Origin of the sequence: Massilia sp. TWR1-2-2, from assembly GCF_049897565.1 — a bacterium.
Lineage (GTDB): Bacteria > Pseudomonadota > Gammaproteobacteria > Burkholderiales > Burkholderiaceae_D > JAFCUW01.
Map to the genome: position 1 here is coordinate 66,777 of NZ_JAFCWM010000020.1, position 26,472 is coordinate 93,248.

24 protein-coding genes and 1 tRNA gene are annotated in these 26,472 nt (G+C 61.4%); 12 read left to right on the forward strand and 13 right to left on the reverse strand.

What is annotated here, in order from left to right; all coding sequences use genetic code 11:
* Window positions 1–1,704, reverse strand: coding sequence for a GspE/PulE family protein (locus ACP7DD_RS18605; RefSeq protein WP_426176286.1), 1,704 nt, complete (start codon window positions 1,702–1,704; stop codon window positions 1–3).
* A gap of 134 nt (window positions 1,705–1,838) precedes the next feature.
* Between ACP7DD_RS18605 and ACP7DD_RS18610 the strand changes: the two genes are divergently transcribed.
* From ACP7DD_RS18610 to ACP7DD_RS18620, 3 genes are all read left to right on the forward strand, one after another.
* Entirely contained in the window at window positions 1,839–2,549 is a 711-nt protein-coding gene (locus ACP7DD_RS18610; protein WP_426176287.1) for a histidine phosphatase family protein, read from the forward strand.
* 64 nt (window positions 2,550–2,613) lie between these two features.
* Window positions 2,614–3,681 (forward strand): phosphotransferase, encoded by a 1,068-nt coding sequence (locus ACP7DD_RS18615; RefSeq protein ID WP_426176288.1) that lies wholly within the window; start codon window positions 2,614–2,616, stop codon window positions 3,679–3,681.
* 33 nt (window positions 3,682–3,714) lie between these two features.
* A complete protein-coding gene (locus ACP7DD_RS18620; RefSeq protein WP_426176289.1) occupies window positions 3,715–4,974 on the forward strand; it encodes an acyl-CoA dehydrogenase family protein in 1,260 nt (419 codons plus the stop codon).
* Between the two features lie 124 nt (window positions 4,975–5,098).
* On the opposite strand, the gene ACP7DD_RS18625 is transcribed toward ACP7DD_RS18620, so the two are convergent.
* The 11 genes from ACP7DD_RS18625 to ACP7DD_RS18675 all read right to left on the reverse strand — a co-directional run bounded on the left by ACP7DD_RS18625 (window position 5,099) and on the right by ACP7DD_RS18675 (window position 16,536).
* Window positions 5,099–5,554: a MaoC family dehydratase gene (locus tag ACP7DD_RS18625; RefSeq protein ID WP_426176290.1), complete on the reverse strand. Its 456-nt coding sequence runs from the start codon at window positions 5,552–5,554 to the stop codon at window positions 5,099–5,101.
* Window positions 5,547–6,005, reverse strand: coding sequence for a MaoC family dehydratase (locus ACP7DD_RS18630; RefSeq protein ID WP_426176291.1), 459 nt, complete (start codon window positions 6,003–6,005; stop codon window positions 5,547–5,549). Before ACP7DD_RS18630 ends, ACP7DD_RS18625 begins: the two co-directional genes overlap by 8 nt.
* Window positions 6,002–7,144 (reverse strand): acyl-CoA dehydrogenase family protein, encoded by a 1,143-nt coding sequence (locus ACP7DD_RS18635; RefSeq protein ID WP_426176292.1) that lies wholly within the window; start codon window positions 7,142–7,144, stop codon window positions 6,002–6,004. Before ACP7DD_RS18635 ends, ACP7DD_RS18630 begins: the two co-directional genes overlap by 4 nt.
* A gap of 8 nt (window positions 7,145–7,152) precedes the next feature.
* Complete coding sequence (locus tag ACP7DD_RS18640; protein WP_426176293.1) at window positions 7,153–8,340, reverse strand: acyl-CoA dehydrogenase family protein; 1,188 nt, start codon at window positions 8,338–8,340, stop codon at window positions 7,153–7,155.
* A gap of 239 nt (window positions 8,341–8,579) precedes the next feature.
* Complete coding sequence (locus ACP7DD_RS18645; protein ID WP_426176294.1) at window positions 8,580–10,799, reverse strand: carboxy terminal-processing peptidase; 2,220 nt, start codon at window positions 10,797–10,799, stop codon at window positions 8,580–8,582.
* Between the two features lie 171 nt (window positions 10,800–10,970).
* Complete coding sequence (locus ACP7DD_RS18650; protein WP_426176295.1) at window positions 10,971–11,531, reverse strand: hypothetical protein; 561 nt, start codon at window positions 11,529–11,531, stop codon at window positions 10,971–10,973.
* A gap of 12 nt (window positions 11,532–11,543) precedes the next feature.
* Window positions 11,544–12,092, reverse strand: coding sequence for a thymidine kinase (locus ACP7DD_RS18655; RefSeq protein WP_426176296.1), 549 nt, complete (start codon window positions 12,090–12,092; stop codon window positions 11,544–11,546).
* 96 nt (window positions 12,093–12,188) lie between these two features.
* Window positions 12,189–12,671, reverse strand: a complete 483-nt coding sequence (locus ACP7DD_RS18660; RefSeq protein ID WP_426176297.1) for a PEP-CTERM sorting domain-containing protein — start codon at window positions 12,669–12,671, stop codon at window positions 12,189–12,191.
* Window positions 12,672–12,725: 54 nt separating this feature from the next.
* On the reverse strand, window positions 12,726–13,379 hold the full coding sequence (locus tag ACP7DD_RS18665; protein WP_426176298.1) for a PEP-CTERM sorting domain-containing protein: 654 nt from the start codon (window positions 13,377–13,379) through the stop codon (window positions 12,726–12,728).
* Between the two features lie 144 nt (window positions 13,380–13,523).
* On the reverse strand, window positions 13,524–15,740 hold the full coding sequence (locus ACP7DD_RS18670; protein ID WP_426176299.1) for a penicillin acylase family protein: 2,217 nt from the start codon (window positions 15,738–15,740) through the stop codon (window positions 13,524–13,526).
* 31 nt (window positions 15,741–15,771) lie between these two features.
* Entirely contained in the window at window positions 15,772–16,536 is a 765-nt protein-coding gene (locus ACP7DD_RS18675; protein ID WP_426176300.1) for a hypothetical protein, read from the reverse strand.
* Between the two features lie 282 nt (window positions 16,537–16,818).
* On the opposite strand from ACP7DD_RS18675, the gene ACP7DD_RS18680 reads away from it, so the two are divergent.
* From ACP7DD_RS18680 to ACP7DD_RS18700, 5 genes are all read left to right on the forward strand, one after another.
* A tRNA-Leu gene (locus tag ACP7DD_RS18680) sits at window positions 16,819–16,905 on the forward strand.
* A gap of 175 nt (window positions 16,906–17,080) precedes the next feature.
* Window positions 17,081–18,298, forward strand: a complete 1,218-nt coding sequence (locus ACP7DD_RS18685) for a tyrosine-type recombinase/integrase (RefSeq protein ID WP_426176301.1) — start codon at window positions 17,081–17,083, stop codon at window positions 18,296–18,298.
* A gap of 51 nt (window positions 18,299–18,349) precedes the next feature.
* Window positions 18,350–18,955, forward strand: a complete 606-nt coding sequence (locus tag ACP7DD_RS18690; RefSeq protein ID WP_426176302.1) for a hypothetical protein — start codon at window positions 18,350–18,352, stop codon at window positions 18,953–18,955.
* Between the two features lie 118 nt (window positions 18,956–19,073).
* Window positions 19,074–19,331: a helix-turn-helix transcriptional regulator gene (locus ACP7DD_RS18695; protein ID WP_426176303.1), complete on the forward strand. Its 258-nt coding sequence runs from the start codon at window positions 19,074–19,076 to the stop codon at window positions 19,329–19,331.
* A 200-nt stretch (window positions 19,332–19,531) separates the two neighbouring features.
* On the forward strand, window positions 19,532–20,008 hold the full coding sequence (locus tag ACP7DD_RS18700) for a hypothetical protein (RefSeq protein ID WP_426176304.1): 477 nt from the start codon (window positions 19,532–19,534) through the stop codon (window positions 20,006–20,008).
* A gap of 1,199 nt (window positions 20,009–21,207) precedes the next feature.
* On the opposite strand, the gene ACP7DD_RS18705 is transcribed toward ACP7DD_RS18700, so the two are convergent.
* Window positions 21,208–21,615: a hypothetical protein gene (locus ACP7DD_RS18705; protein ID WP_426176305.1), complete on the reverse strand. Its 408-nt coding sequence runs from the start codon at window positions 21,613–21,615 to the stop codon at window positions 21,208–21,210.
* A 106-nt stretch (window positions 21,616–21,721) separates the two neighbouring features.
* Here ACP7DD_RS18705 and ACP7DD_RS18710 point away from each other — a divergent pair, with 106 nt between their 5' ends.
* The 4 genes from ACP7DD_RS18710 (at window position 21,722) to ACP7DD_RS18725 (ending at window position 26,357) form a co-directional block, all read left to right on the forward strand.
* On the forward strand, window positions 21,722–21,964 hold the full coding sequence (locus ACP7DD_RS18710) for a helix-turn-helix domain-containing protein (protein WP_426176306.1): 243 nt from the start codon (window positions 21,722–21,724) through the stop codon (window positions 21,962–21,964).
* A 528-nt stretch (window positions 21,965–22,492) separates the two neighbouring features.
* Window positions 22,493–23,596 carry a hypothetical protein gene (locus ACP7DD_RS18715; protein WP_426176307.1) on the forward strand — a complete coding sequence of 368 codons (1,104 nt, stop codon included), beginning with the start codon at window positions 22,493–22,495 and terminating at the stop codon, window positions 23,594–23,596.
* A gap of 17 nt (window positions 23,597–23,613) precedes the next feature.
* Window positions 23,614–25,029 (forward strand): tyrosinase family protein, encoded by a 1,416-nt coding sequence (locus ACP7DD_RS18720; protein ID WP_426176308.1) that lies wholly within the window; start codon window positions 23,614–23,616, stop codon window positions 25,027–25,029.
* A gap of 32 nt (window positions 25,030–25,061) precedes the next feature.
* Window positions 25,062–26,357 carry a trypsin-like serine peptidase gene (locus tag ACP7DD_RS18725; RefSeq protein ID WP_426176309.1) on the forward strand — a complete coding sequence of 432 codons (1,296 nt, stop codon included), beginning with the start codon at window positions 25,062–25,064 and terminating at the stop codon, window positions 26,355–26,357.
* Window positions 26,358–26,472 lie beyond the last annotated feature (115 nt).

A 26,472-nucleotide genomic window follows, 5' to 3' on the forward strand; every position in this document is an offset into this window, starting at 1 on the left:
TTAGTCCTCTAGCTGGTGGGTGATGCGCATCGCCTCGGCGAGGGTGGTGCGGCCCTGCACCACCAGTTCGACGGCGTGGTGGCGCATGGTGTCGCCGCCCATCTCGGCCTGCGCGATCTTGAGGAAATGGCTCGGATCGGGATGGTTGGCCGCCTCGGTGACGCGGCGCGTCATCTCCAGCAGCTCGAACACGCCGGTGCGGCCGCGGTATCCGAGGCCGTTACAGTGCGAGCACCCCCTGCCGTGAAAGGTCGGGGTGCGTTCGGCCAGTTCGCCCAGTTCGGTGCGCAGCCATTCCTGCTGCGCCGGCGTCGGCGTGTACGGCTCGGTGCAGCTTTCGCAGATCACGCGCACCAGGCGCTGCGCCAGCACCGCCTGCAGCGAGCTGCCCACCATATAGCGCGGCACGCCCATGTCGACCAGCCGCAGCGGGGTGGAGGCAGCATCGTTGGTGTGCAACGTCGACAGCACCAAGTGACCGGTCATCGCCGCGCGCAGGCCGATCTGCGCGGTTTCCTGGTCGCGCATCTCGCCAACCAGCACGATGTCGGGATCCTGGCGCAGGGCCGAACGCAGCACGCGCGCGAACGACAGGTCGATCTTGTCGTTGACCTGCACCTGGTTGATGCCGGCCAGCCGGTACTCGACCGGGTCTTCGACGGTGATCAGCTTTTTCTCGACCGAGTTCAGTTCGGCCAGCGCGCTATACAAGGTGGTGGTCTTGCCGCTACCGGTCGGGCCGGTGACCAGCACCAGGCCGTTGGGCCGCTGGACGATGGCGCGAAATTTATCGACCAGCCGCGCCGGCATGCCGATCGCGTCGAGCCGCAAGGTGGTGCCGCCCTGGTTCAGCAATCGCATCACCACCGATTCGCCGTACTGCGTCGGCATCGTCGAAATACGCACGTCGACCCGCTGCTGCTTGACCTTCATGGCAAAGCGGCCGTCCTGCGGCAGGCGCTTTTCCGAGATGTCGAGATCGGCCATCAGCTTCAGGCGCAGCGCCAGCGGCGTGGCGATCTTGATGTCGGCCTCGGTCTGCAGGTGCAGCACGCCGTCGATGCGAAAGCGAATCTGCAGGCGCGACTCCTGCGGCTCGATGTGGATGTCGGACGCGCGCACCTGGGTGGCGTCGTCGAACACCGACTGCAGCAGCTTGACGATCGGCGCCTCTTCCAGGCCCGGGTTGGTGGCCATGGCGCCGAAGTCGACCAGGCTGTCGCCAAGGTCCTGTTCCAGTTCGCGCGCAAAGTCGGTGATCTCGTCGGTGCGGCGGTAGATGCGGTCGATCGCCTCCAGCACTTCCGTTTCGGTGACCACCGCCAGTTCGACGGTCTTTTTCAGCAGCCGCGCGATTTCGTCGTAGGCGAACAAGTCGGTCGGATCGGACATGCCGACCAGCAGCGACGCGCGGCGGTCTTCCAGCACCAGCGCGCGAAAGCGCCTGGCCTGGGTTTCCGGCAGCAGGCGCACCAGCACCGGGCTCGTGTTGTAGAACTTCAGATTGATGTAAGGGATGTCGAGCTGGCGCGCGATGGCGCCGGAAATTTGCTCTTCCGTGACGAAGCCGTTCTCGACGAACACGCGGCCGAGCTTGCGGCCGGTGCGCTTCTGGTCGACCAGGGCCAGCCCCAATTGCTCTTCAGAGAGCAGCTTCTGCTGGACGAGAATCTCGCCGAGTCGGATTTTTTCGGGTCTTGCCATGGACTACCTTCGAATGAGTGAACTTGCTGCGAGGACATTCTATGACAAAACAAGCGCAAAATATTACTTCGGGCACTATATTTAAGCAGGCCGGCAACGCCGTGGCCGCTGCGCGCCCGGTGTAATATGGCGTGATGACCAGCCCACATTCCTCCCGCCGCCGCGTGTTCCTGATGCGCCACGGCAGCGTCACCTACTTCGACGAATCCGGCAAGCCCTTCTTGCCCGAATCGGTCCCCCTCAACGAACAAGGGCGCGCCCAGGCCAGCGCCGCCGGCCAGGCATTTGCCGCGCACGACGTGCGCTTCGACCGCGTGATCGTCTCCGGCTTGCCGCGCACGGTCGAAACGGCGCGCCGCGTGCTGGCCGAAACCGGCCAGCAGATCGCCATCGACGCGTGGCCCGAGCTGGAAGAAATCCGCGGCGGGCGCCTGTCGGCGATTGCCGACGCCGACCTGCGCGACGCCTTCACCGGCGCGTTCGAAGGCGTGGTCAGCGCCGACAAGCGCTTTCTGGGCGGCGAGTCGGTCGGCGAACTGATGGACCGCATCCACCCGGCCATCGCCCGCCTGCGCGCCGATCCGGATTGGGACACGGTGCTGCTGGTGCTGCACGGCGGCGTCAACTGCGCGATCTTGTCGTTGGCACTGACCGGCCAGCGGATGTTCCTCGGCGCGCTGGCGCAGACGGCCGGCTGCATCAACGCGCTCGACGTCGGCAGCGATGACGCCGACTGGGTGGTGCGCTGCGTCAATTACGTCCCGCCGGCGCCGCTGCACGGGCAATCGCGCAGCACGACCATGGAGGCGCTGTTCGACCAATACAAGAAATCGCGCCCGAAATAAATAGTACGATCGTTCCATTTCATCGGCTAGAATAAGCCATCACACTAGAAAAGCAGGAGACACCATGTTCGAAGAGATGATGGGCACCAAGCCCGTGTCGGGGCGCCAGCGCTTCGACGTCGAGGCGCTCGGCGCCTACCTGCGCGCGCACATCGCCGGCTTTCCCGCAGGCGACGTGGCGGTCGAGCAGTTCAAGGGCGGCCAGTCGAACCCGACTTTCAAGCTGACCGCCGGCGGGCAGTCGTTCGTGCTGCGCACCAAGCCTGGGCCGGCCGCCAAGCTGCTGCCGTCGGCCCACGCAATCGACCGCGAATTTCGGGTCATGGATGCGCTCAACAAGGCCGGCTTCCCGGCCCCGCGCCAGTTCTTGCTGTGCAACGACGAGGCGGTCATCGGCCGCGCTTTCTTCGTCATGGAATTCATCGAAGGCCGGGTGCTGTGGGACCAGGCGCTGCCCGGCATGACGGCGCCCGAGCGCGCCGCCATCTACGACGAGCTCAACCGCGTGATCGCCCAGCTGCACAGCATCGATTACGCCGCCATCGGCCTGGCCGACTACGGCAAGCCGGGCAACTATTTTGGCCGCCAGATCGAACGCTGGACGCGCCAGTATCAGGCCTCGGCCACCGAAACGATCGAGGCGATGGACCAGCTGATCGAATGGCTGCCGCACAACATCCCGGCCGGCGAAGCGACGTCCATCGTCCACGGCGACTTCCGCATGGACAACATGATCTTTCATCCGACCGAGCCGCGCATCCTGGCCGTGCTGGACTGGGAGCTGTCGACCCTGGGCCATCCGCTGGCCGACTTTTCCTACCATTGCATGAGCTGGCACATCCGCCCCGGCCAGTTCCGCGGCATCGCCGGGCTCGACCTGGAAGCACTCGGCATTCCGTCGCAGGAGCAATACATCGCGTCGTATTGCGCGCGCACCGGCGCCACCATCCGGCCCGAGGATTTCAACTTCTATCTCGCCTACAACATGTTCAGGCTTGCCGGCATCATGCAGGGCATCATGAAGCGTTACGTCGACGGCACCGCGTCGAGCGCGCAGGCGCTGGAAAACGGCAAGGCCGCGCGGCCGATGGCCGAACTGGGCTGGCAGTACGCGCTGGCCCGCATGGCTTGATTCTTCCCTCTTCTTCACTCCCAGGACCGACACATGAATTTCGACTATTCCGAGCGCTGCAAGGAACTGCAGGGACGCCTGCTCGCCTTCATGGACGAGCACATCTATCCGAATGAAAAAGCGTTCAAGCAGGAGATCGACCGCAACGGCGTGGAAAAAGGCAACCGCTGGATTCCGACCGCGCTGATCGAGCGGCTCAAGCCGCTGGCGCGCGAGCAGGGCCTGTGGAACCTGTTCCTGCCGCAGTCGGCGCGCGCGCCGGAAGGCTTGTCGAACCTCGACTATGCGCCGCTGTGCGAAATCATGGGCCGCGTGGTGTGGGCGCCGGAAGTGTTCAACTGCGCCGCGCCCGACACCGGCAACATGGAAACGATCGAGCGCTATGGCAGCGAAGCGCACAAGCGCGAGTGGCTCGAGCCGCTGCTGCGCGGCGAGATCCGCTCGGCGTTCGCGATGACCGAGCCGAACGTCGCCTCGTCGGACGCGACCAACATCGAGACGCGCATCGAGCGCGATGGCGGCCACTACGTCATCAATGGCCACAAGTGGTGGATCTCCGGCGCGGGCGACCCGCGCTGCAAGGTGTTCATCGTGATGGGCAAGACCGATATGTCCGCGGCGCGCCACGCGCAGCAGTCGATGATCCTGGTGCCGGCCGATACGCCGGGCATCACCATCGTGCGACCGCTGCCGGTGTTCGGCTACGACGACGCGCCGCACGGCCACTGCGAGATCCTGTTCGAGAACGTGCGGGTGCCGGTGGCGAACCTGCTGCTGGGCGAAGGGCGCGGCTTCGAAATCGCGCAGGGGCGCCTGGGGCCTGGCCGCATCCACCACTGCATGCGGGCGATCGGCGTGGCCGAGCGCGCGCTCGAGTTGATGTGCAAGCGCCTGAACAGCCGGGTAGCGTTCGGCAAGAAGATCTCCGAGCAGGGAGTCTGGCGCGAGCGGATCGCCGAGTCGCGCATCAGGATCGACACGGCGCGGCTGCTGACCTTGAAGGCGGCGTTCATGATGGACACGGTCGGCAACAAGCAGGCGGCGGCGGAGATCGCGATGATCAAGGTGCTGGCGCCGAACGTGGCGCAAGACGTGCTGGACTGGGCGATCCAGGCGCACGGCGCGGCGGGCGTATCGGACGACTTCCCGCTGGCGTCGCAATGGGCGATGAACCGCACGCTGCGCCTCGCCGACGGCCCGGACGAAGTGCACCGCAACGCGGTGGCCAAGCTGGAGCTGGCCAAATGGATCACGCTGGGCGAAGACGTGTCGCTGCCGATCACCCGCAGCTAAGGCGCCGACGGTGGCCGAGGGGTCTGACCCGATTTTGCCGTCAGGGTCAGACCCCGGTGTCGGTGACGCTTGCGACGCCGGGCTCTGACCCCAAAAGAACAATCGGGTCAGAGCCCTCGGCGCGTTACGGGTAGCGGCGCATGACGAATTCGGCGACGCATACGGGCCGCGGCGCGCCTTCGCACTCCACCACCACGCTCCATGTCAGCTGGGCGCCACCTTCGATCAGCTCCACGCTTCCCAGGGTCAGCCTGGCCCGCAGCCGGCTGTTTACCGGCACCGGCGCCGGGAAGCGCACCTTGTTCAAGCCGTAGTTCAGCGCCATCTTCACGTCGACCATGCGTACCGCGTTCTCGAACAGCGCCGGCAGCAGCGACAAGGTCAAGAACCCATGCGCCACCGGAGCGCCAAACGGCGACTCGGCCTTGCAGCGCTCCATGTCGACGTGGATCCACTGGTGGTCCGACGTCGCGTCGGCAAACGTGTTGATGCGTTCCTGCGTGATGGCGATCCAGTCGGATACCGCGACCTCGGTGCCGACCAGCGTCTGCAACTCGTCCAGGTCGGCGATGTCACGCATCGGGACGACGCCCGAACATGCCCATCCCTTCGATCGTGCAGACCGGCTGGCCGTGCTGGTTGACCGCGGTCCAGGTCGACCAGACCACGCCGCGGTCGCTCTTGGTCGTCGATGCCTTGACCTGCCTGGTCAGGTAGGTCACCGTGATGGTGTCGCCGGCGCGCACCGGCAGCAGCCAGCGCACGCCTTCGAGGCCGGGCGAGCCCATGCTGGACGATTTGACCATCATCGAATCGACTACCATCCGCATCATCAGGCTGCAGGTATGCCAGCCGCTGGCGATCACGCCGCCATAAATCGACGCCGCCGCAGCGTCGTGATCGACGTGGAACGGCTGCGGATCGAATTGCGTGGCGAAGGCGATGATCTCGTCTTCGCTGACCGTGCGGCTGCCCAGCGCGATTTCCTGGCCGGGATGGAAATCCTCGAAATACCAGCTGGCCTGCTTCATGCCGCTTCCTGTTCGAAGCCTGGCTGCGCCATGAAGCGCCGCATGTGGTGGTCCGAGTCGCCCATCGTCAGCTCGATCATCGTCAGGCGCTTGAAGTAGTGCGCGGCCGGCAGCTCGTTGGTCACGCCCATGCCGCCGTGCAGCTGCACCGACTGCTGGCCGACGAACTTCATCGCCTGGCCGACGCGGTACTTCGCCGCCGACACCGCGCGCCGGCGCTCGGCCGCGTCGCCCGAGGCCAGCTTGACGGCGGCCAGCAGGGCGATCGAGCGCGCCTGCTCCAGGTGGATGTACATGTCGGCCATGCGGTGCTGCAGGGCCTGGAACTTGCCGATCGGCGCGCCGAACTGGGTGCGCGTTTTCAGGTAGTCGAGCGTGGCGGCGAAGATCGCTTCCATCGCGCCGAGCGCTTCGGCGCACAGCAGGCCGGCGCCGTAATCGGCGGCGGCGTCGAGAATGTCCCAGCCGGCGCCGGCGGCGCCCAGCAGCGAGGCAGCCGGCGCGCGCACCTTGTCGAACACGATGTCGGCGGCGCGCTGGCCGTCAAGCGTGCGGTAGCCGGTGACGGTAATGCCGGCGGTCGCCAGCGGCAGCACGAACAGCGAGATGCCGCCGGTGTCGCGCTGGGCGCCGCTGCTGCGCGCCGAAACGATCACGCTGCCGGCCTGCGCGCCATGCACGACGACGCTCTTGCGGCCACTGATCACGTAGCCGCCGGCGTCGGCGCCGGCGGTGGTGGCGATATCGGCCAGGTCATGGCGCGACTGCACCTCGCCCAGCGCGCACGCCAGCTTCAGTTCACCGGCGGCGACCTGTTCGAGCAGCGCGTCGTGGCCGCCGGCGAGCTTGAGGAACTCGGCGCCGATCACGGTGGCCAGGTACGGCTCGACCACCAGGCCCCGGCCCAGCTCCTGCATGACAACGAACATGTCGACCGCCGTGCCGCTAAAGCCGCCCTGCTGTTCCGGCACCGGCAGCGCCGTCATGCCCAGTTCGACCAGCGTGGCCCATGCCTGGTCCGATACGCCTGCGACCGAGCCGATGATCCTGGCGCGCTCGTCGAAGCTGTAGTCCTTTGCCACCCAGCGCTTGAGGGCGTCGGCGAACTGCTGCTGTTCTTCTTTGAAGTTGAAATCCATTCAGTGCCTCACAGTCCAAGGATCATCTGCGTGATGATATTGCGTTGAATCTCGTTCGAGCCGCCGTAGATGGAGGTCTTGCGGACGTTGAAGTAGTGCGCGGCCAGCGGCGCGGCATCGTCGTCGAGGATGCTGTGCGCAGTGTCGCCTTCGAGGTAGGCCGGGTCGAACGGCAGCGCCAGCGGGCCGGCCGCTTCGACCATCAATTCGGTGAGCGTCTGCTGGATCTCGGTGCCGCGCACCTTCAGCACGGACGCTTCGGGACCCGGCCCCTTGTGCGCCTGCGACAGCACCCGCAGCACCGTCATCTCAAGCGCCATCAGCTCGATCTCGAGCGCGGCGACCTTGGCGCCGAACAGCGAGTCGGCCAGCAGCGGCCTGCCGTTGACCGATTGCGCGGCGGCGAAGCGCTTGAGGAAGCCCAGCTCGCGCTTGGAACGGCCCACCGCGGCAATGCCGGTGCGCTCGTGGCCGAGCAGGTATTTGGCGTAGGTCCAGCCCTTGTTCTCCTGGCCGACCAGGTTCTCGACCGGCACGCGCACGTTATCGAAGAACACCTCGTTCACTTCATGGTCTTCGTCGAGCATGATGATCGGGCGCACCGTGATGCCTGGCGCGTGCATATCCATCAGCAGGAACGAGATGCCTTCCTGCTTGCGCACGCCGCTGTCGGTGCGCACCAGGCAGAAGATCATGTCGGCGTGCTGCGCCAGCGTGGTCCAGGTTTTCTGGCCGTTGACGATGTAGTGGTCGCCGTCGCGCACTGCGGTGGTCTTCAGCGATGCGAGGTCGGAGCCGGCGCCCGGTTCCGAATATCCCTGGCACCACCAGTCCTCGCACGACAGGATGCGCGGCAAAAAGTAGTCTTTTTGCGCCTGGCTGCCGAAGGCCATGATGACCGGGGCGACCATGTTGACGCCGAACGGCAGGATCGGCGGCGTGCCGGCGCGGGCGCATTCTTCTTCCCAGATGTGGCGCTGCACCGCGCTCCAGCCGGGACCGCCGAATTCGACCGGCCAGCCTGGCGCGACCCAGCCCTGCTTTGCCAGCGTCTTGTGCCAGCGCACATAGTCGTCCTTGGCCAGGCGCAGGTGCTTGCGCACTTTCTGCTGCAGGTCGGCCGGCAGGTTCTGGTCGAGGAAGCTGCGCACGCTATCGCGAAACGCCAGGTCCTCCGCCGAGTAGTTCAAATCCATACTGTCTCCTTGTTATCGTCGCGCGGGCGCCGCTTAAAAAAGCACGACCGTTCACAAGAATTGTACCCGAAAAAAACCGAAACGAAAAAATGCTGGGGTCAGGTCTGACATTCGGACATTTCGTCCATGGAATGTCCGAATGTCAGACCTGACCCCAGAACCGTGACCCCAGAACCGAGGGGCGAAAAAAAGCCCGCCGGGCGGGTTGCCGGGCGGGCTTTCGGTCGAGCGAAACGCGGTCAGTCGGGGAGCTTGATCGCGGCGCGATACGGCATCACGCGCGAGGCCAGGCGGGTGTCGGTCTTGAACATCGCCACTTCGTCGCTGAGGATGTGCGCCGCTTCCTGCAGCATCACGTCCTTGGCGTTCTTGGCAGCTTTTTCGGCAGCCAGTTCGGCCGCCAAGCTGCGCTCGTCCGCCTGCAGGCCGTCGTCCTGGCGCGGCGAGCCCTTGACGGCAACCGCCTTGGCCGGCCTGGTCGTCGGATCAGGCACCTTGCTGCGCGCTTCCTTGTCGTCGACCGTGCCTTGCGAAGCGAGCCGCGCTTCACGCAGCTTGGCTTTCGCCTCTTGGGTATCGCGCTCCTTGCGACGCACCACTTCGTTGAGCGAAATGGCGTTTTCCTTGCGCAGCTTGCGCATCTCGGCAATATCTTCCTGCAGGTACTGGAAGTCCTTGTCCTTGGCGATGCGCGCTTCGTGCCGCTTCTGCAGCGGTGCGATCAATTCCTTCAGGTCGCCCGAAGCGACATAGCTGGCCGGCTTGATCGACACGTACGGCAACGCGTTGTCGTAGCTCGACTCGCCGAAGTTCTCGTTGTCGGACGTCACCGGCAGCTTGATGTCGGGCGACACGCCGCGCAGCTGTGTGGTGCCGCCGTTGATACGGAAGAACTGGGCGATGGTCATCTTCAACTCGCCGTAATGCACCTTCTCGCTCGGCGGCGCGAAACGGTCGAGGTTGATCATCGTCTGCACGGTGCCCTTGCCGAAGCTCGGCTCGCCGATGATCAGGCCGCGGCCGTAATCCTGGATGGCGGCGGCGAAAATTTCCGACGCCGATGCTGAACCGCGGTTGATCAGCACGCCGACCGGTCCGTCCCACGCCAGGCCAGCGTTGGTGTCGCTCTCGACTTCGATGCGCCCTTCCGCGGTGCGTTGTTGCACCACAGGACCCTTGTCGATGAACAGGCCGGTCAGCTCGACCGCCTCGATCAGCGAGCCGCCGCCGTTGTTGCGCAGGTCGATCAGCACGTTGTCGACTTTTTCTTTCTTCAGCTCGCCGAGAATGCGGGCGACGTCGCGCGTGGCGCTCTTGTAATCCTTGTCGCCGCGGCGGCGGGCGTCGAAATCGAGGTAGAACGTCGGCAGCGAAATGACGCCGACGCGGCGCTTGACGCCGCCGTCGCGCACTTCGATGATCGATTTCTTGGCCGACTGCTCTTCCATGCTGATCTTCTTGCGCACCAGCGACACGGCTATGTGCTTGCCGTCGGTGCCGGCATCGGCCGGCAGCACGTCGAGCCGCACGGCCGAGTCTTTCGGGCCGCGGATCAGTTGCACGACGTCATCGATGCGCCAGCCGAGCACGTCGGTGAAGGCAGTATCGCCCTGGGCCACGCCGACGATGCGGTCGCCCACCTTCAGCTTGCCGGACAGGCCGGCCGGGCTGCCGGCGACGATCTCGCGAATCACCGTGTACTCTTCGCGCGTTTGCAGCACCGCGCCGATGCCTTCGAGCGACAAGCGCATGGCGATGTCGAAATTGTCGGCGGCGCGGGGGCCGAGGTAGTTGGTGTGCGGCTCGATCGACGTCGCGTAGGCGTTCATGAACATCTGAAACACGTCTTCGTTGTTCAGCTTGCGCAGGCGCACCTGGTAATTGTCGTAGCGCTTGTCGAGCGCTTCGCGGATCGCCTTGTCGTCCTTGCCGGCCAGTTTCAGGCGCAGCCAGTCGTTCTTGACGCGCTTGCGCCACAGTTCGCGCGCCTCGTCTTCGTTCTTCGGCCAGGCCGCTTTTTCGCGGTCGAGCATGTACGTCTCGTCGGTGGTGAAGTCGAGCTTGGTCTTGAGCAATTCGCGCGCATACGCCATGCGCTCGGTGAAGCGCTGCTGGTAGACGTTGAACAGGACGAACGGCAAGGTCAGATTTTCGTTGTTGATCGCATCGTCGAGCTTGTTGCGGACGACGTCGAACTGGTCGATGTCGCTCTGCAGGAAGTACATCTTCTCGCCGTCGAGCGTCTTGAAGTAGCGGTCGAAGATCTTCTCGGACATCGCGTCGTCCAGCGGGAGTGCCTTGTAGTGATGGCGCGCCAGCATTTTCGACGCCCACAGCGCCGCGCTCGCCTGCGACGGGATCGGCTTGAGCTGGGTGACGCCGACTTTGTCGGGCTGGGCGAAGCTAGCCGGGGCGGCCAGGGCGACCGCCAGTGCAACGATGAACATCTGCTTCTTCATTCTTGGTCTCTCCATGCGTGGTGCTGGTAACTGCGGCCGGGACTGTCTGTTCACAAGGGTGCGTGCGCGCCGAACGGGCTATCTGAGCGATTCTACCAGCATAGCGCGTCCGCACAGGGGCGGCTTGCGTAGTTTCACGTGGCAAGCTTACGAGGCGCCCTGCCCGCGCGTTCAAGGTCTTACAAATTGAAACAGACTGGGGCGCACAGCCGACGCCAGCGCGGCGACGGCGCCGATGATCAACAGGTACGGCCAGGAGCGCAAGGCGATGCGCCAGTCGACCCTCGACGGCCAGAACGACAGGAACTGCGGCGCCAGCGCGAAGGCGATCGCCAGGTCGACCGGCTGGAACGTCCAGCCCGGCGTGGTGCGCCATCGTGCCACCAGCAAAGGCAGCGCGATGATCAGGAACGGCGCCAGCGCGGCCGGCGCGGCGTTGTACCAGCGCACCCGCATCAGCGTCACCGAGCCGAGTTCCCAGTTGTGGCCGACGCGGCGGGGGATGATCGTGAGCGAACTGGGCCGCGCGCCAGTCAGCAGCCCGACCGTGAAATGCGCCAGTTCGTGGCAGATGGTGCCGGCCACGGTGAACAGGAAGAAGAACGGATGGGTGCCGGCCAGCAGCCGGATCAGGAACGCCAGCGCCGCCGATGGCACCAGGTACAGCAGCAGGTCGCTGTGCTGGCAGGCAAAGGCCGGCACGATGGCCCGGCAGCCGGCGAGGAACGGCATCGCCACGCCCGCTTATGCGTAGAAGCAGCGGCCGCAAGCCTGGAGATAGCGCTCGTTGCCGCCGATGCTGACCTGCTCGCCTTCGCGGATGCGGCGTCCTTCTTCGTCGACGCGCACGTTCATCGTCGCCTTCTTGCCGCAGGCACAGATATTCTTGAGCTCTTCGATATCGTCGGCCAGCGCCAGCAGGTAGGCCGAGCCGGGAAACGGATCGCCACGGAAATCGCTGCGCAGGCCGTAGCAGATGACCGGCACGCCGCGCACCTGGGCCAGCTGGTGCAGCTGCTGGACCTGGACGGTGCTGAGGAACTGGGCTTCGTCGACCAGCACGCAGGCCACCTGCGGCACTTCGGCGAGGAAATTATAATCGGCGTCAAAGGTATCGACCTGGCGCTGCGGGCCTAGGCGCGAGGTAACCTGGCCGACGCCGTAGCGGCTGTCGACAGCGGCGGTGTAGAGCTTGACGCGCTGACCCTGCTCTTCGTAATTGTGCGCTACCTGCAGCAGCGCGGTCGATTTGCCGGCGTTCATCGCCGAGTACCTGAAATAAAGTTTTGCCACTGCCCGCCCTGTAGCCTGTTGGAAGCCGCAATTATAGCAAGCGCGGATACTGCCGAGCCAGCATCGGGCGGCAGTATCAATCAATGGCAGCCGCGGTCAAAGCGCGCGGCCGCGGCGCGCCGCGAACCCGACTACGCCGAGGCCGACGAGCAGCATGCCGTAGGCGCCCGGTTCCGGCACCGCCAGGGTCAGGTCGTTGGCGGTGGGCCAGAGCGCAGTGCCGTTCTGCGCCGCCGACAACACCAGCGAGACCAGCGGTGCGTTCGAGGTGAAGCCGAGGAAGCTGCTGGTCATCGGGTCGTTCAGCGTCACCGTCCGGGTAGCGCCGGACAGCGCCGTGAGGGTCAGCATGCTGCCTGGGGTAAATTGGCCATCGGCATCGGAGCCGAACAAGAACCCGCCGAGCGCATATACGCCTGGCGAAAAGCCGGAGAAGGTGATCGAGTCGCTCGAGACGGCCGTCGACAGCCAGCGATCGGTACCGGTACCGGCCGGGAAGAAGATCGACGCCGGACCGGCGCTGGCGGAGTAGTTGTACATGCCGGCCACGCGCGCGAGCGGCGTTGGCAGCGGCGACATCGGCAGGTCGTCGAAGGTGTCGGTGGCGGCGTTGGTTGAAAATTGCCGTGCCCGTCAACCGGCGCGGCGGCGCGCCATGAAGCCGACCAGGCCAAGGCCCAGCAGCAGCATGCCGTAGGTTTCCGGCTCCGGCACAGGCATGCCGATGGTCACGTTGTTGGCCGTCGACCAGTAGGCCGTGCCGCCGGGGATGGCATCGGTGTGCAAGGTCACCGTCAACAGCGCAGCGGTGGAAATGAAGCCGAGGAAGGTCGATATGGTCGTGTCGTACAGATTGACCGTGCGCGTGGTGGCGCCGCCGGTGGCGGTCAGGGTGAGGGAGCGGTTGGGCGAAAAAGCGCCGGCCGCATCCGAGCCGAAGAAGTTGCCACCGAATGCGCGCAGGCCGCCGAAGTTGTCGAACGTGATGATGTCGTTGCTGACGGTCGGCGCCAGCCAGACATCCCCGCCGGTGGTGCCAGCCGGCCAGAAATTTGACACCGGCCCGACGCTGGCGCGATAGCTGTAGGCGCCGGCGATGCGCAGCAAAGGCGAGCTGGTCTGGCTGACGGTGAGGTCATCGAAGCTATCGGTGCCGGAAGAACTGAGCGCGGCCAGAAAGGCTGCGCGGTCGGTGAAGATGGTGATTTCGGCCTGCGCCGCCGCTACCACGCACAGCAGCGCGGCAGCGAAGGACAGGGATTTAAGCGACAACGATTTCGGTTTCACAATTGCACTCCTGAGAAATGGTTAGGTCGAGCCAGCGAAAGAAGCCAGCTCAGGTTAATCCGATTTCAGAAGTCATTGCAATAACCTTAACTTTTATTTAAATACATCTTGCGCAAAGTGGAACATGCGAACTCTGTCGGGAACCTATTTGCCGGGATGATACTTGCGCTCGAGGGAAGCCTCGATGTCGGCTTTGTAGAACAGCACGTCCTTGAACTGCCCCTTGCTGTACATCTCGGCCTGGTCGCTGAAGTGCTTCGACGCCGGGTCGGCGCTCTGGCCGCCGGCCAGGATGCTTTTAGCGCGCAGGCGCGGGCCGAATTCAACCACCGCCACGAAGCTGTTGCCACGGTCGCCGTAAATGCGCTTCGTCTTCTGCTTCGCGACCATGCCGAACGACGCCAGCGAACCCCAGTTAGCCGACGTAAATGCCACCGGGTAACTCGGCTTGCTGTCGTCGTACTGCTGGTCGACCGCGCCGCTGATGCGCTGGAAGCGGTTGATCTCGCCCCATGGCGTCTGCCAGGTGCCGAAGTCCGCCGCCAGCTTGTCCGACGCGCGCGCCAGCGCCTGCAGCCGCTCCTGCGCGGTGATACTGCTGCCGATGTAGTCGACCACCGGTATCTCTTTGGCGCGCGCCGCGGCTGATGCGCCGGCCACCATCTGCTGGCCCCAGTACACCGCCAGCGCCGTCGGCACCGACGTCACCGAAAAGCGCAGGTCCCAGCCGCGCAACGCCGCTACCTGCGCGGCCAGTTGCGCCTTCTGCGGATCGTTTTCAGGCAGCGCCTCCCAGTCCTTCACCAGCGCCGGCACCAGCGGTTCGAACGCGGTCAGGTAGCTGTCGTAGGCGGCGGCGACCAGGCTGTCGAGGGTGAAGCCTTGGGCGTCCTGCAGTACCTTGATGGCGTGCAGGCCGCGCGCGTTTTCCGGCAGCGTCCACATGTAGGCGGCGTAGTCCTTCTGGCGCGGGCTGTCGGCGCCGGCCGCGGCGAACGGCCAGTTGTTGGTGTTGAGGATGTAGCCGCTTGCCGGATTTTTCAGAATGATGGTGTCCTTGACGTCGTGCAGGCCACGCCACTCGGTGGCGGGATTGGCGCCGTCAACGGCATGCGCCCAGTCGAACGACGGGTCGCGCTTCGGCACGAAATTACCGTGGAAGTAGGCGATGGTGCCGTCGGCATCAGCATACACGGTGTTGTTCGACGAGTTGGTGCGCAGCTCCATCGACTTGTAGAACTGCTTGTAGCCGGTCGCCTTGGTGCGGGTGTACGATTGCGTCAGCGCCTTCAGCGGCTCCTCCATCAGCTTGACCGACACCCATTTGCCGCCGGCTTCACGCACCACCGGACCGTGGTGGGTGAAGTACGCGGTGACCGTCTTGCTGGCCATGCCGGTAGCGGTCTTGTACGGCAGCGTAATCGGCACCGCGCGCATCGGCCGCTGTTCGGCGCCGTACTTGTAGAAGAATCTGCCGTCCTTTTCGACCACCGTTTCGAGGTATTCGTCGATGACGTCGCCGCCGCCGGAGGTGTGCATCCACCCTGCCCGCTCGTTGAAACCCTGGTAGACGAAAAACTGTCCCCAGGTCACGGCGCCATACGCGTTCAGGCCTTCCTCGCTGACCATGTGCACTTCGGGGCGGAAGTAGAACGACGTGTGCGGATTAATCAGCAGCAGCGCGTGGCCGGACGCGCTGCGTTTCGGCGCGATGGCAAAGCCGTTCGAGCCGCGCGGCTCAGGGCCGAAGCCGCTGCCGGCGTCGGCGTCGGCCAGCTTGACCGCGGCGCCGCTGCCGTACATTTTTTCGAGCTGCTTCAGGTCGATCGACTCGATGTCGCCGCCGATGCTGCCTTCGCTGAACGCCAGCGCCATCCACGGCTCGAAGTGCGAGATCAGCTTCGGCTTCACTTCCGGGTGCGTGTGCAGGTAGAAGTTGAGGCCATCGGAAAAGGCCACCATCAGCTTTTTCAGCCACGCCGGGCTGGCCGCGTATTTTGCCTGCATGTCCTGCGGCGTGATGAACATCTTCATGCGCAGGTCGCGCCACAGCTCCTTTTCGCCCTCGACTTCGGCCAGGCGCCCAAGCGCATTGATGTAATTGAGTTCGACGCGATTGAAGTCGTCCTCCGCCTGCGCGTAGAGCAGGCCGAATACCGCGTCGGCATCGGTCTTGCCGAACACGTGGGGAATGCCCCACTTGTCGCGCATGATGGTCACGCGTTGCGCCATCGCCTGCCAGCGCGCCTGCTCGGCATTGGGCTTGCCGGCTTTGGCCGGCTGCTGCGCCTGTGCCGGCAACGCTGCAAACAAGGAAGCGCAACCGAGCAGCGCGCTGAAGACGAGGCGTTGTGAGAACATGCGGACTTTACTCCTGGTGTGGGGGTGTGACTTAGAGGCCCAGCTGTTGTTTCAGCGCGGCGTTTTCGAGTTCAAGCGCATCGACCTTGTCGCGCAGCCCGGCGACCTGCGCGCGAAGGTCGGCCGCTTCATCGGCTGGCGTCTCTTTTGGCGGGCGGCTGCCGGCCTTCTGTTCGCGCACCTGGCGCGCGGCCAGCTGCAGCTCCTTGCGCCCGCCGGCCACCGCGACGATCTGTTCCGAAGGCGGCAGCGAGGCGACGTTGGCGGCGGCGTTGATCGAGATCGTCCCGGCGCGCACCGCTTCCACCAGCTGCGGCGTGGCCGCCTTCTGGATCCGTTCGATCTGGCTGATGGTATTGCTCGACACGCGCGCCGCCTTGGCGACGTCTTCGCGCGTATTCCACGGCGGCGATTCGGGTGCGGCCGCTGGTGCGGCGTCGGTTTCCGGCTCCGCCGCGGCGCGCTGCGCCACGCGCGCGGTGACGATGTCCTTCTTGCGCAGCGCGAGCACGCCGCGCTGGTAGTCCGACACGCTGCGGCGCGCCAGGTGGTTATCGATCATCCACAGCATGACGTCGTCGAGCGAGCTGAAAGTGGTGTTCTGGACGGTGCGAAATTCGATGCCGTGGCGGGTACAGATGTCGTAGCGGTTGTGACCATCGATCAGCGTTTCGCCCCATAGCACGAGCGCGTCACGGCAACCTTCGGCCAGCAGGCTGCGTTCAAGCGCGGCGGATTCATTGGCCGTAAGCGGGTCGATAAACGAACGCAGTTCTTCGTTAATAGTGATATTCAATTCTTGTCCTTGGATGTTCAGGCGCTCCGGGACCGCCGGTGCGCCGCCACGAATGCTACACCATCCGCGGCGGCGGCCAAAGCAAGGTGGGGTTGCTACCGGGAAGGCGCTTCAGTTGAGCACACACAGAAATGGGGTCCCTGCGTGCGCAAGGACGGCGCCGCCTGGGCTGTTAGCCTGAAGACCGTCGTCCACGCGCACGCGGGCACCCCATTTATCAGATCAACGAGGCACCATATCGCAGCCGAAGGACCTGCTCCCTGTGCTAGAATATCGCCCGTTGCCCGGGTGGTGAAACTGGTAGACACCCGAGACTTAAAATCTCGTGTCAGAAATGGCGTACCGGTTCGATTCCGGTCCCGGGCACCAAGCACCTGATTCATGTTGTGTCATGCAGCATCAAAACCCGCCTTCTTCATAGGGAGCGCGGGTTTTTTGTTGTCTCATACAGTGTTGGGCAGTATTATCGAATGCCAACAAGTTGATGGTACTTTTGTTGGCATCTTTAAACCGCCTTAAATGAGATACCAACAACGAGGGAAACATGGCGCTTACAGATACATTCATTCGCAAGGTGAAGCCCAGCGGAGCCTCCGCGGGAGACAAGCACACGGACGGTCAAGCGCTCCACTTGCTTGTGAACGCAGCTGGAAAGTACTGGCGTTTAAGCTATCGATTTGACGGCAAACAGAAAACTTTGGCGCTGGGGGTCTATCCCCAAGTATCGCTTGCCCAAGCCAGAACTCGGCGGGATGAAGCACGCAAACTAATCGCCGATGGCGTCGACCCCATGAGGGCGAGGAGCGACAACAAACTTGCGAAGGCCAACGAGGCCGCGACTACATTTGAATCAGTTGCACGAACCTGGCTCACCAAGACCGCGCCGAGCCGCGCAGAGAGTACGCAAAAAAAGAATACCACCTGGCTGGAGCGAAACGTTTTTCCATGCATTGGAGGAATGCCGATTTCCACAATCGGCCCGCGGGATGTGCTCCGAGCTGTCCAAACGATGGAGAGCCGCGGCGCGATCGAATCGGCACACAAAGTGAAGCAGCTTTGCGGTCAGATATTTCGTTTCGCGGTTGCTGGGCAACTCGCCGATCGCGACGTGACAGCAGACCTCCGAGGCGCATTGGCAGTGATACCACGATCGCACTATGCTGCGATCACTGAGCCGAAGGATGTCGCTAATCTGATGCGGTCCATCTTCGGTTACGCGGGCCATCCATACGCGGTTGCTGCCCTGAAACTATCGCCCCTGGTTTTCGTGCGGCCGGGGGAATTACGTTCGGCAGAGTGGACGGAGCTCGATCTAGATGCAGCTGAATGGCGTATCCCAGGGAGTAAGATGAAAATGAAGGCCGATCATCTCGTCCCCCTCTCTGCCCAAGCCGTAGCGCTGCTTCGCAGCGTACATCGGATGACTGGAGACGGAAGGTATGTATTCCCAAGCATCCGGTCAAGCGACCGATGCATGAGTGAGAATACCATCAATGCAGCCCTGCGCAGCATGGGCTATAGCAAAGAGGTCATGACAGCGCACGGATTCAGGGCGATGGCGCGCACGATCTTGGATGAGGTCTTGGGCGAACGCGTTGACCTTATCGAACACCAACTCGCCCATGCCGTCAAGGACCCGAATGGGCGCGCATACAATCGAACAGCGCACCTGCCCGCACGCCGATCCATGATGCAGCGCTGGGCCGACTACTTGGACGCCTTGCGCAACGATGCGTGCAATCGCCAAATATGCCTCGCTTAACAGCCGACATTCAATGCTCGGAAACGGTAACTCCACTCCCCACCTAACCCTATGCAAAAAAAACTATCCGTCGAACCAGCAAACCCAGATCCCATCTTCGCCGCAATCGTGAGCCAGGGCGAGAAGATCGGGCGTCTATTGCAGAAAGTCGCTCATCCGCCCGCACGGCAAGCACTGACGGAATATTTCTTCACCCCTAGCGAGGAAACGTTTGACCGCGCGTTGCAAGTGGTGACCACGGGCGACGCCCCGATACAGGAGTGGAATTTTGGTAATGCAGCCCTTTGTAGAGCTATCGACGATTATTTCGCCGCCGGTGCCGCCCTAGAGGCTGGGAATTTGGAGGAAGCACTCGCAGCCCTCATCGGTTGCGCGACATCCTTGGGGGTCCACGAAGGCGTTCTTATAACATCTCTCTTGCGAGCAAAGAAAGGAGGGGTGGCGCGACACCACGATACACCGAATTTTCTTGCCAAAAAATTCATACGCGAGTGTTGGGATGAGTGGCAAAGCAACCCCATGCTGTATAGAACCCAGACCGATTTTGCAACCGACATGATGTCGAAGGTGCCGACTGATCACTCAGGCAAGCCCGTCGTGTCATTCGACACGATCGTGAAGAAGTGGGTTCCCATGTGGGTGAAAGCGAAAAAGTAACTCAGCCGGCTGAGTGGGAACTCTGCCGGCTGGGTGGTTCTCATTTGTACTGCTCCTCTCTACCCTTCGTGTCGTGGAAGCGCATATTGCGTTACCAAACAACGTTAAGGGGCATCAGGTGGCACAAAAAGTAATCCGAATCAACCAATTGGCGAGCACGCCGGCCAAGGCGGCCAAGTCGAACAAGGCTGGCCAGCCAGTGTCAACAAAGAGCGCAAAGGTAGGCTTGCTGCCCGTCAGCCCAGCTACCGTCTGGCGCTGGGTTCGCGAAGGAAAATTCCCCAAACCATTCAAGCTGGGCACATCGGTGACGGTTTGGGACCTAGATCAGGTTGAAGCTTTCATTGCCCAGCGCGCTCGCGACGCACAAGAATAGGCCACTGATGAGCCAACACGCCTGGGAGGGCCGCGCGGCCCCTCATACCGTCCCCATCCGTGCCTGCTCTCGCGTTGAGTTCTTTGCGGCAGAATCTCACGACACAGTCAGTATGGCCATGTCCGAACGAGCTCATGTCGCAAATACCGAGTTCCATAAGTTCAGCTGGTCAAAAATGAGCATGGCCGCCGGGGGCCAAAATGTCTAAAAAACGCAAAGACGTCATTGTCGGTGCATTCCTCGCAGTTCCGCTGGCTGTGCTTAACAGCCCGAAATACCGCGCATTGTCTGGAAGCGCAGTGAAGTTGTTGTTTGACATTGCGAGCCAATATAACGGCAAGAACAACGGCGACCTGTCTGCGGCGTGGAAAATCATGAAGCCAAAGGGCTGGCGCAGCGAGGGAACGCTTGATCGGGCCAAGAAGGAATTGCTGGCAGCTGAATTTATTGATGAGACACGAAAGGGCCAATTCCCTAATACTTGCAGTTTGTACGGACTAACTTTCAAGGCCCTCAATCCCAATCCAAAACTCGACGTCGGGCCGAACGGATTTGCTGCTGGCGCATGGGCAAACCTTCCCCGCGAAACGAAGCAAAAAATTGCGATTGCCACTACCAAAACTGTAGTAGAGGAGCCCAGCACAGCTACAGATATGGCAGTAGAGGAATTTGCGTAGCTACCAAAATAGGAGCTATTGGCACCGAAATCTCGATTGTCTAGCTACAGAAATGGTAGCCCTTTATAGAAGTTACCATACGCTATAGGTTCCAACGTGAAGAACACGACGCGAGGGCAAACATTCGACGCTCCTTTGCGCGCCACCTTCCAGGGAGCAAACGACGGAAAGCTGAAGGGATGAAATGCAACCTTTGAGGCGTGCCGGGTAAATGGTCGGTTAAGTTAGCGTTGAGGTTAGTGCCAAACCACCTTAAATCTCTAACCAACTGCCCCCCGATCTCCAAAGGTCGTGCGTCTCAGTCTACCGAGGTTCGCAGGGCGGCGGTTAGCAAGCAAGTTAACGTACAAACTGTTGCTCACCGAGTTCCTTCCGCGGCAGCGACTGGCCAAAACCCCTTCACGTGCAGGGTCCAGAATCTTAGCTGCATTGGCTTATCCCGTAGGTGCGCTGCCAAATCGGCCGGCAACTTCCATCTAGGCTCTCCCGCGAGTTATGTCGACGTCATCCTCCTCAGCTCGGCGAGTTAGCTGTCACGTTCCCCGACTAGCGAACTTATGCTGGCCATGTTGACGGCGGTGGCCGAGTTTTAGACCGATCTGTCTAGGTTTTGCATTGGGTTGGGTCGAGACCAATCAGAACATGCAGTTGAGTTGCATATCAAAATCAGAACAGAGCGCCGAGGTCGCACGAATCAGGCGCCAAGTCGGCCCTACCCATCCTAGGCAGGACAAGATTGACGCCGAACGCTCGGCCCCCGGTTTAGTCTTCGATCTGCGGAAACGGGACGGATGCAGCCCTTGCACTAGCTCGCACTTTACGCGCGGCGACGCGCAATGGCCGGTAGGTCCCTTGCGCTCGACATGCCCGCTTCGATGTCCAAAAATAGCGCAACCCCGCTTCTCGATATCACAGAATTAGGGCATGCTAACTCGACAATACACGACAGCATATGACGAAACCACATGACGTCCGCGCCCATCGGTGGAATTGCATGGACTTCACCCAGATATCGGACTGCCCTGGTTACAAGGTTTGGATCAAGATCGCGATCCGACAGATTTTCGACGTGAAAGAAGCACTCCTCTTGGAACTTATTGGCCAAGGTGTCAGCCATGTCAGTGGAGACATCCCGATTACTTGTGTAAATGCACAACGCCACTTCCATACACGCATCTTTAAGTGCACTAGTTTGGAGTTTAGCAAGCATTTTTCTGTCTTCGGCTATTGGAGATTAGAGCGAGACGCTCCGAGGTCCCATGCTTGGGTATGAGAGCTAACTGTGATGCTAGATTACGCGCTTCTAACAATGAAGCAGCTCCAGTGTCAACGAAGTTCGCGCGCTCTTGACTGCGCTGAGCCGTGGCGACGGGGGGCATATACCCGTTTGCGGCACTCGCGAGCTCACCTTCGACCATACCTTTGACAATCGATTTGAACACGTTGAGAGCTATCCCTTCCCCGAAGAGGGCCACCGTATAGTCAAAGGCCAGTCCACCAACATCGACGTTGGAGGCAAGGTAGCCGCTGCCCTGCAACTGTAAGAATAACGTTTCGGCTATCAAGTAACGGTCAATCGCACGTGCGACATCTTCTAGAGGATTCATTCGGTTCCTTCCTGTGATTGAAAAATGGACTGACAAATGTCCTGAAGCTGATATTGTGACTTAAACACGGCTGACTTAAAAGCACGTTCTAGAGACACTGGGAGGAATGTCGCTACCTCCTCCGCCGCCACCCGTCAACCAGCCTTCTGCACGGGCTATCCTGGCAACCAACTTGGTTCGACTTCGAGCCGAACGCCATTGGTCTCAGGAAGAGCTAGGATTTGCGACCGGCTTGCATCGGACCTTCATCGCTCATGTGGAACGTGAAGCGAGGAACATTTCAATCGACAATATTGAGAAGATTGCTAAAGCCTTCAACGTAACGTGCTCGCAACTCCTGACGGGTTGACTGTGGGCTGTCCCGTGCTACGAGCGGTAAACGGCAATTCAGGCCGCGCAACACGGAAAAAATTGTAATAGTCCAAGTAGGCGGCGAGCTCTCATAGCGGGAAATCTCCCGAAAAAATTGCAGCAACTCACCGACCCGACCATCTGTCTACTTCCTATGTTGACGAATTTGGGCCGACCTGCACACGAAGTGTGCTGTCAGCGTAGGCCCGATCATTCGGACAAGTAGATTGATGTAATTTGGTAAGAGACAGCGCGTCGCGCGCATGAGATCTTCGGGACTCTGTTTTAAGCCATCGACTCATAGGATTTAAGCGATTGCTCTGCAGCGTTGCCACGACACAGAAACGTCGGGTGCATAGCTTCAGCACCTTGGACGATATTGACGAGTCGAGAAAAGCTGTCGATCCGAGCTATCAAATTATCATGGTCAATATATTTTGATATGTTGACAAAATTTAACTTGCAATAATACTATCATTGATCTGTGAACAGAATTTCAACTGCATTTCCTCATTAAGGAAGTCAAATGTCGAAGGTCGCCAATACAGTTCGTACTGTTTTGCTCTTGGCCCTGGTTCACGTCGGGGTAGTCAATGCGCAGCACGTCAACCCCAAGCAGGACGTTGTGGACGCAGCCAAGGACGAGACTGCCCTCAACGAAGCCCTTGCTGCGAAAAACAAGTCTGAAGCGACGCTAGCAGCATCCCAGTTTCCACCATTTCCCGATGGTTTCGGCAAAGCGGGAACGGTGACCGTCGACGCGGCCGACCGTGACAAATTTCACGTAACCGCAAGAACCGCGGAGTCTTTTAAGAAAGCAGCCGACGCGCTCGCCGCAACACTTCCCGCTGCCAAAGACGGTAAAATGAGCATACTGCTGACCGATGCAGACCGTATGGCCATCGCCGTCTACTTTAAGGAAAACGGGCGGATTGTCGCTATCACCTCGGAAATGTGCGCGTTGGTCAATGAGCAGCCTTTCGTTAAGCCTGAGGCGTTCGGCCCGGAACTGATCGGGGTGGGCACCTTGCTCAACGAAATCGCGCAGTTCACCAAGTTGTTTCGTACCGATAAAGCCGTCTCTTTCACAAGCACCGATCTTGCCGACGACATCCTGTTCGATCTGCTCGCCGTCGCAGCCAGCGACAAGTTGATCTACCCTGCGGGCAGCCTCGATGCGCTGCTTGACGGCAGCTATGCGACCGACTTCGCGAGAGCGGTGCGCACCATGACGCAGTGCCGTTCGGCGCAGCTTAAAGCGCCGATCACCTCTGACAAGGACAAGGCGACCGTGGCGGCAGTCGACGCCCTGGCGACCGAGCTGGCTAGCACCGATACAACGACTAGATTGCCGGTCCTGTTATCGGCACTGCGTGGTGAACTCGTGAAGAACTCACTTGCCGCAGCTAACGCCTTCCTCAGCGTCAAAGTTGCCGCCAGAGGCGGCGCTTCCCTCAAAACGTCGAGCATCTGGCGTAGCGATCGGCTCTACGCAGCCGGCGGCGTCGTGGTCGCCTATCGCCTGACCGAGAAGCTCGATGGACGAAGCAATCTCTCCATTCCTAAAGTGCTCATGGCGGACGTGATCACCCAAGAGACGGAATTCGTTCAAGTACCGCTCGGAAAGTAACTTATAAGGGGTTGGCCATGTCTACGTCGCGCAGGCAGTTCGTAGCTAAGGGATTCGGATATGCGGCCGGATCGTCGCTTCTTTCGCTGGTCGGCGAGCGCGTAAGCGCTGGCCCCGGACCCGCGCTAGGCGCCCTACCCATCGCTCGCCGCGTTTCCATCGATAAGATCGCGCCTGTGCAGCTGGCAAAGATTGAGGAGGTAGTCGGCGACATGATGGCGCGATCGGTAAAAAACCCTCGCGACCCGAGCGGCTGGCTAATTAATGCCGATCCGCACCGTGAGTTCTGCGCCGCGCCAGGAACGGGCGGTCTGGCGCAAATTCATTTCTGTTACTGGTTTCTTCCATGGCATAGGGCCTATCTGACCGTGCTCGATCGCAAGCTTCGTGCCTTGAGCGGTGATGCAAGTCTGTCTTTCCCGTACTGGAACTGGTCATCGACGCGCCGGCTGCCTGCTGCGTTGACCCGGCAGGGCAGTTCGCTGGCGCGGGCAGTTCGGTTCACGCCCGCCCGTGCACTTGGACCAGACGAAGTCGACTTTTTCAAAGATGATCCGGTTCTCAGCGCACTCGGCGTCGCCGCGCTCAGTGCGACGAAGTTCGTTGCGCATGCTACATCTGACCCGGTTGCGCTTGCGCTTGAAATGAGGGACAGCATCGGCGGACTGGTGCGCCCCAATGCCAGCAATATCTATCGTAACAGCCGCATGGAAGGCTCACCGCACGGTCCGGTTCATGCTTATGTTGGCGGCGTCACTGCGACGGGAAAGCTCGGCGACATGGCCAACTTCGCCACCGCTGCCCGCGACCCGGCGTTTTTTGCACATCACGGCAACCTAGACCGGCTGTGGGAGATATGGCGCAGTAAGCCGGGTAATCGCGCCAAGGAGCCGACTACCTCTGATTTTCTCGACCACGTCTTTGCCTTCCCCTGGCTGGACGGCACGACGATGCAGATCAGCGTAGCTGACACGCTCGACACGGCGAAGCTGGGATACACGTACGACAATCTCAATGTTTTTGAGGACGTTTCCCCAGCTTTCGTGCCCGAAGCCGCGCCAACCAGGCTGCCTCCAATCATCGACACCACGGTCAAGCTACCGCCCAAACCGGAGATGATTATCGGCAGCCCACCTCGGTATTTGCTGGTCCTTGAAGGCGTCGCCACCCCTAATCGTCCGTTGTCCGCCGGCGTGTTTCTGTCGCCGCGTTTGGGCGGCCCCACCATTCTCATCGGTTCGGTAAGCATCGTCGCCAGCGGCAGTAATTTCAAGCCGATCGATCCCGTGCTGGTGTTCGATATCACTGCTGCCGTCCAGTCCTTACAGTCACCCGATTACCGCGTTCAAGTGATTCCCAATGAGCTCGGGGATGAAGCAACGCGGCCTTATCAACACTTGCGATTCAAGCGCGCTTCCGTGATTGCACCATGATATCTCCCCGCATTGGCTGGCTCGCTGGCCTCATGATCAGTTCGTACAGTGCCTCCGCCATCGGCCAGGTCAAGTTAGACGGCTTCGTGTCGACGGGCGTGTTAAAAGAGCAAATCGACTTTAAGAAGTCAGTCAAGTACCTGACGTCTGGCGAGCATGACGCCATTGCTAACGTCGACGGTAAAATACTAAAAATGGTGCCGCTTCTCGGCTCTAACGGGAAGGCTCCTGTTACTGAGCTGCGGCCGAGCGACATCGCGCCGGTGTCGCTGTCGAAAACGCTCATGCGCTTGAGCGACCAGCAGCGCTCTACGGTGTCGATGTCGATGCAGGATGACATCGCACGAATGACGATACAGCTTGCCGAGCTTTTGGCGAAAGACGTTAAGACGCCGATCGATCTCGAAGTGATCGATGAGATCAACAAGACGCTGACCGTCAAGCGCCAGGCGCGAGATTTTACGTTAGGGAACCTCACCGTCGTCAGCAATGCCGGCGCCGAATCATTCGCCAACACCAGCAATCCTTTCTTTATCATTTGCGGGGACACACTGTGGACACGCAACGACCCGCTGCGGTGGGTAGACATGGTGACGCCACAGCGTACCGCGCTCATCGAGGCCGGCAAGAGCGTTGGCCTATTGTCGGTAAAAGACCGCCCAGCCGGGACAGCGTTTGTGGTGGGCAAAAGCCACGTGATCACCAACATGCATGTGGTGCAACTCATCGCAGACTACGATCAGAAAGCGAAGCTCTGGCGAGTGAAGCCTGACGTTAAAATTAAGTTCAATGCTGAGTATCCTCTGGGCGCCGTTGGCAATTGTCCGGTCGACCCAATCCCCACCACATATTTCGTGAATGGCGTATTCGCCGTGCCGCCAAAGGACAATAAGGATGACGTTGCGATCCTGCTGACTTCGACGGACGAACAGTTTCCGAAGCCGCTGAAAGTGCATAAACGCGACCCTAAGCAGTACGCCGGGAATATGGTCGTGGCCATCATCGGTTACCCAGGACCACCATCCGACATGACGCCGTCTGAACAAACCCAGTTCTTCTCCACGCCAGACAAACAAAACCCCCAGTTCGTGTATAAGCGACTTTCAGGAGGGTTTAGCGGTGATGACGCTGTCACGTCCGAAGGCTTTTTTGTTCATAAGGCGAATACTGCCGGCGGGAATTCGGGGAGTCCCATATTTGATCTCAAGAATGGAGAGGTTGTCGGCATTCATGTCGCCGGCCGCGATCGGTTCAACTCTGTGATGGGATACAACATTGGCCTCGTCGGCGAACGAGTAGCGAATCTGATCCAAAGGGCTGGACTCTAGCAGGCTGTTGAAAAATCCCGCCGCCCTGTCAACGGGACGGCGGGGGTATACGTTGTGTAATGAGAACAACTTTCCCCTTCGAAACTATGCGCAAGACCGACGTCACCCAGCACGC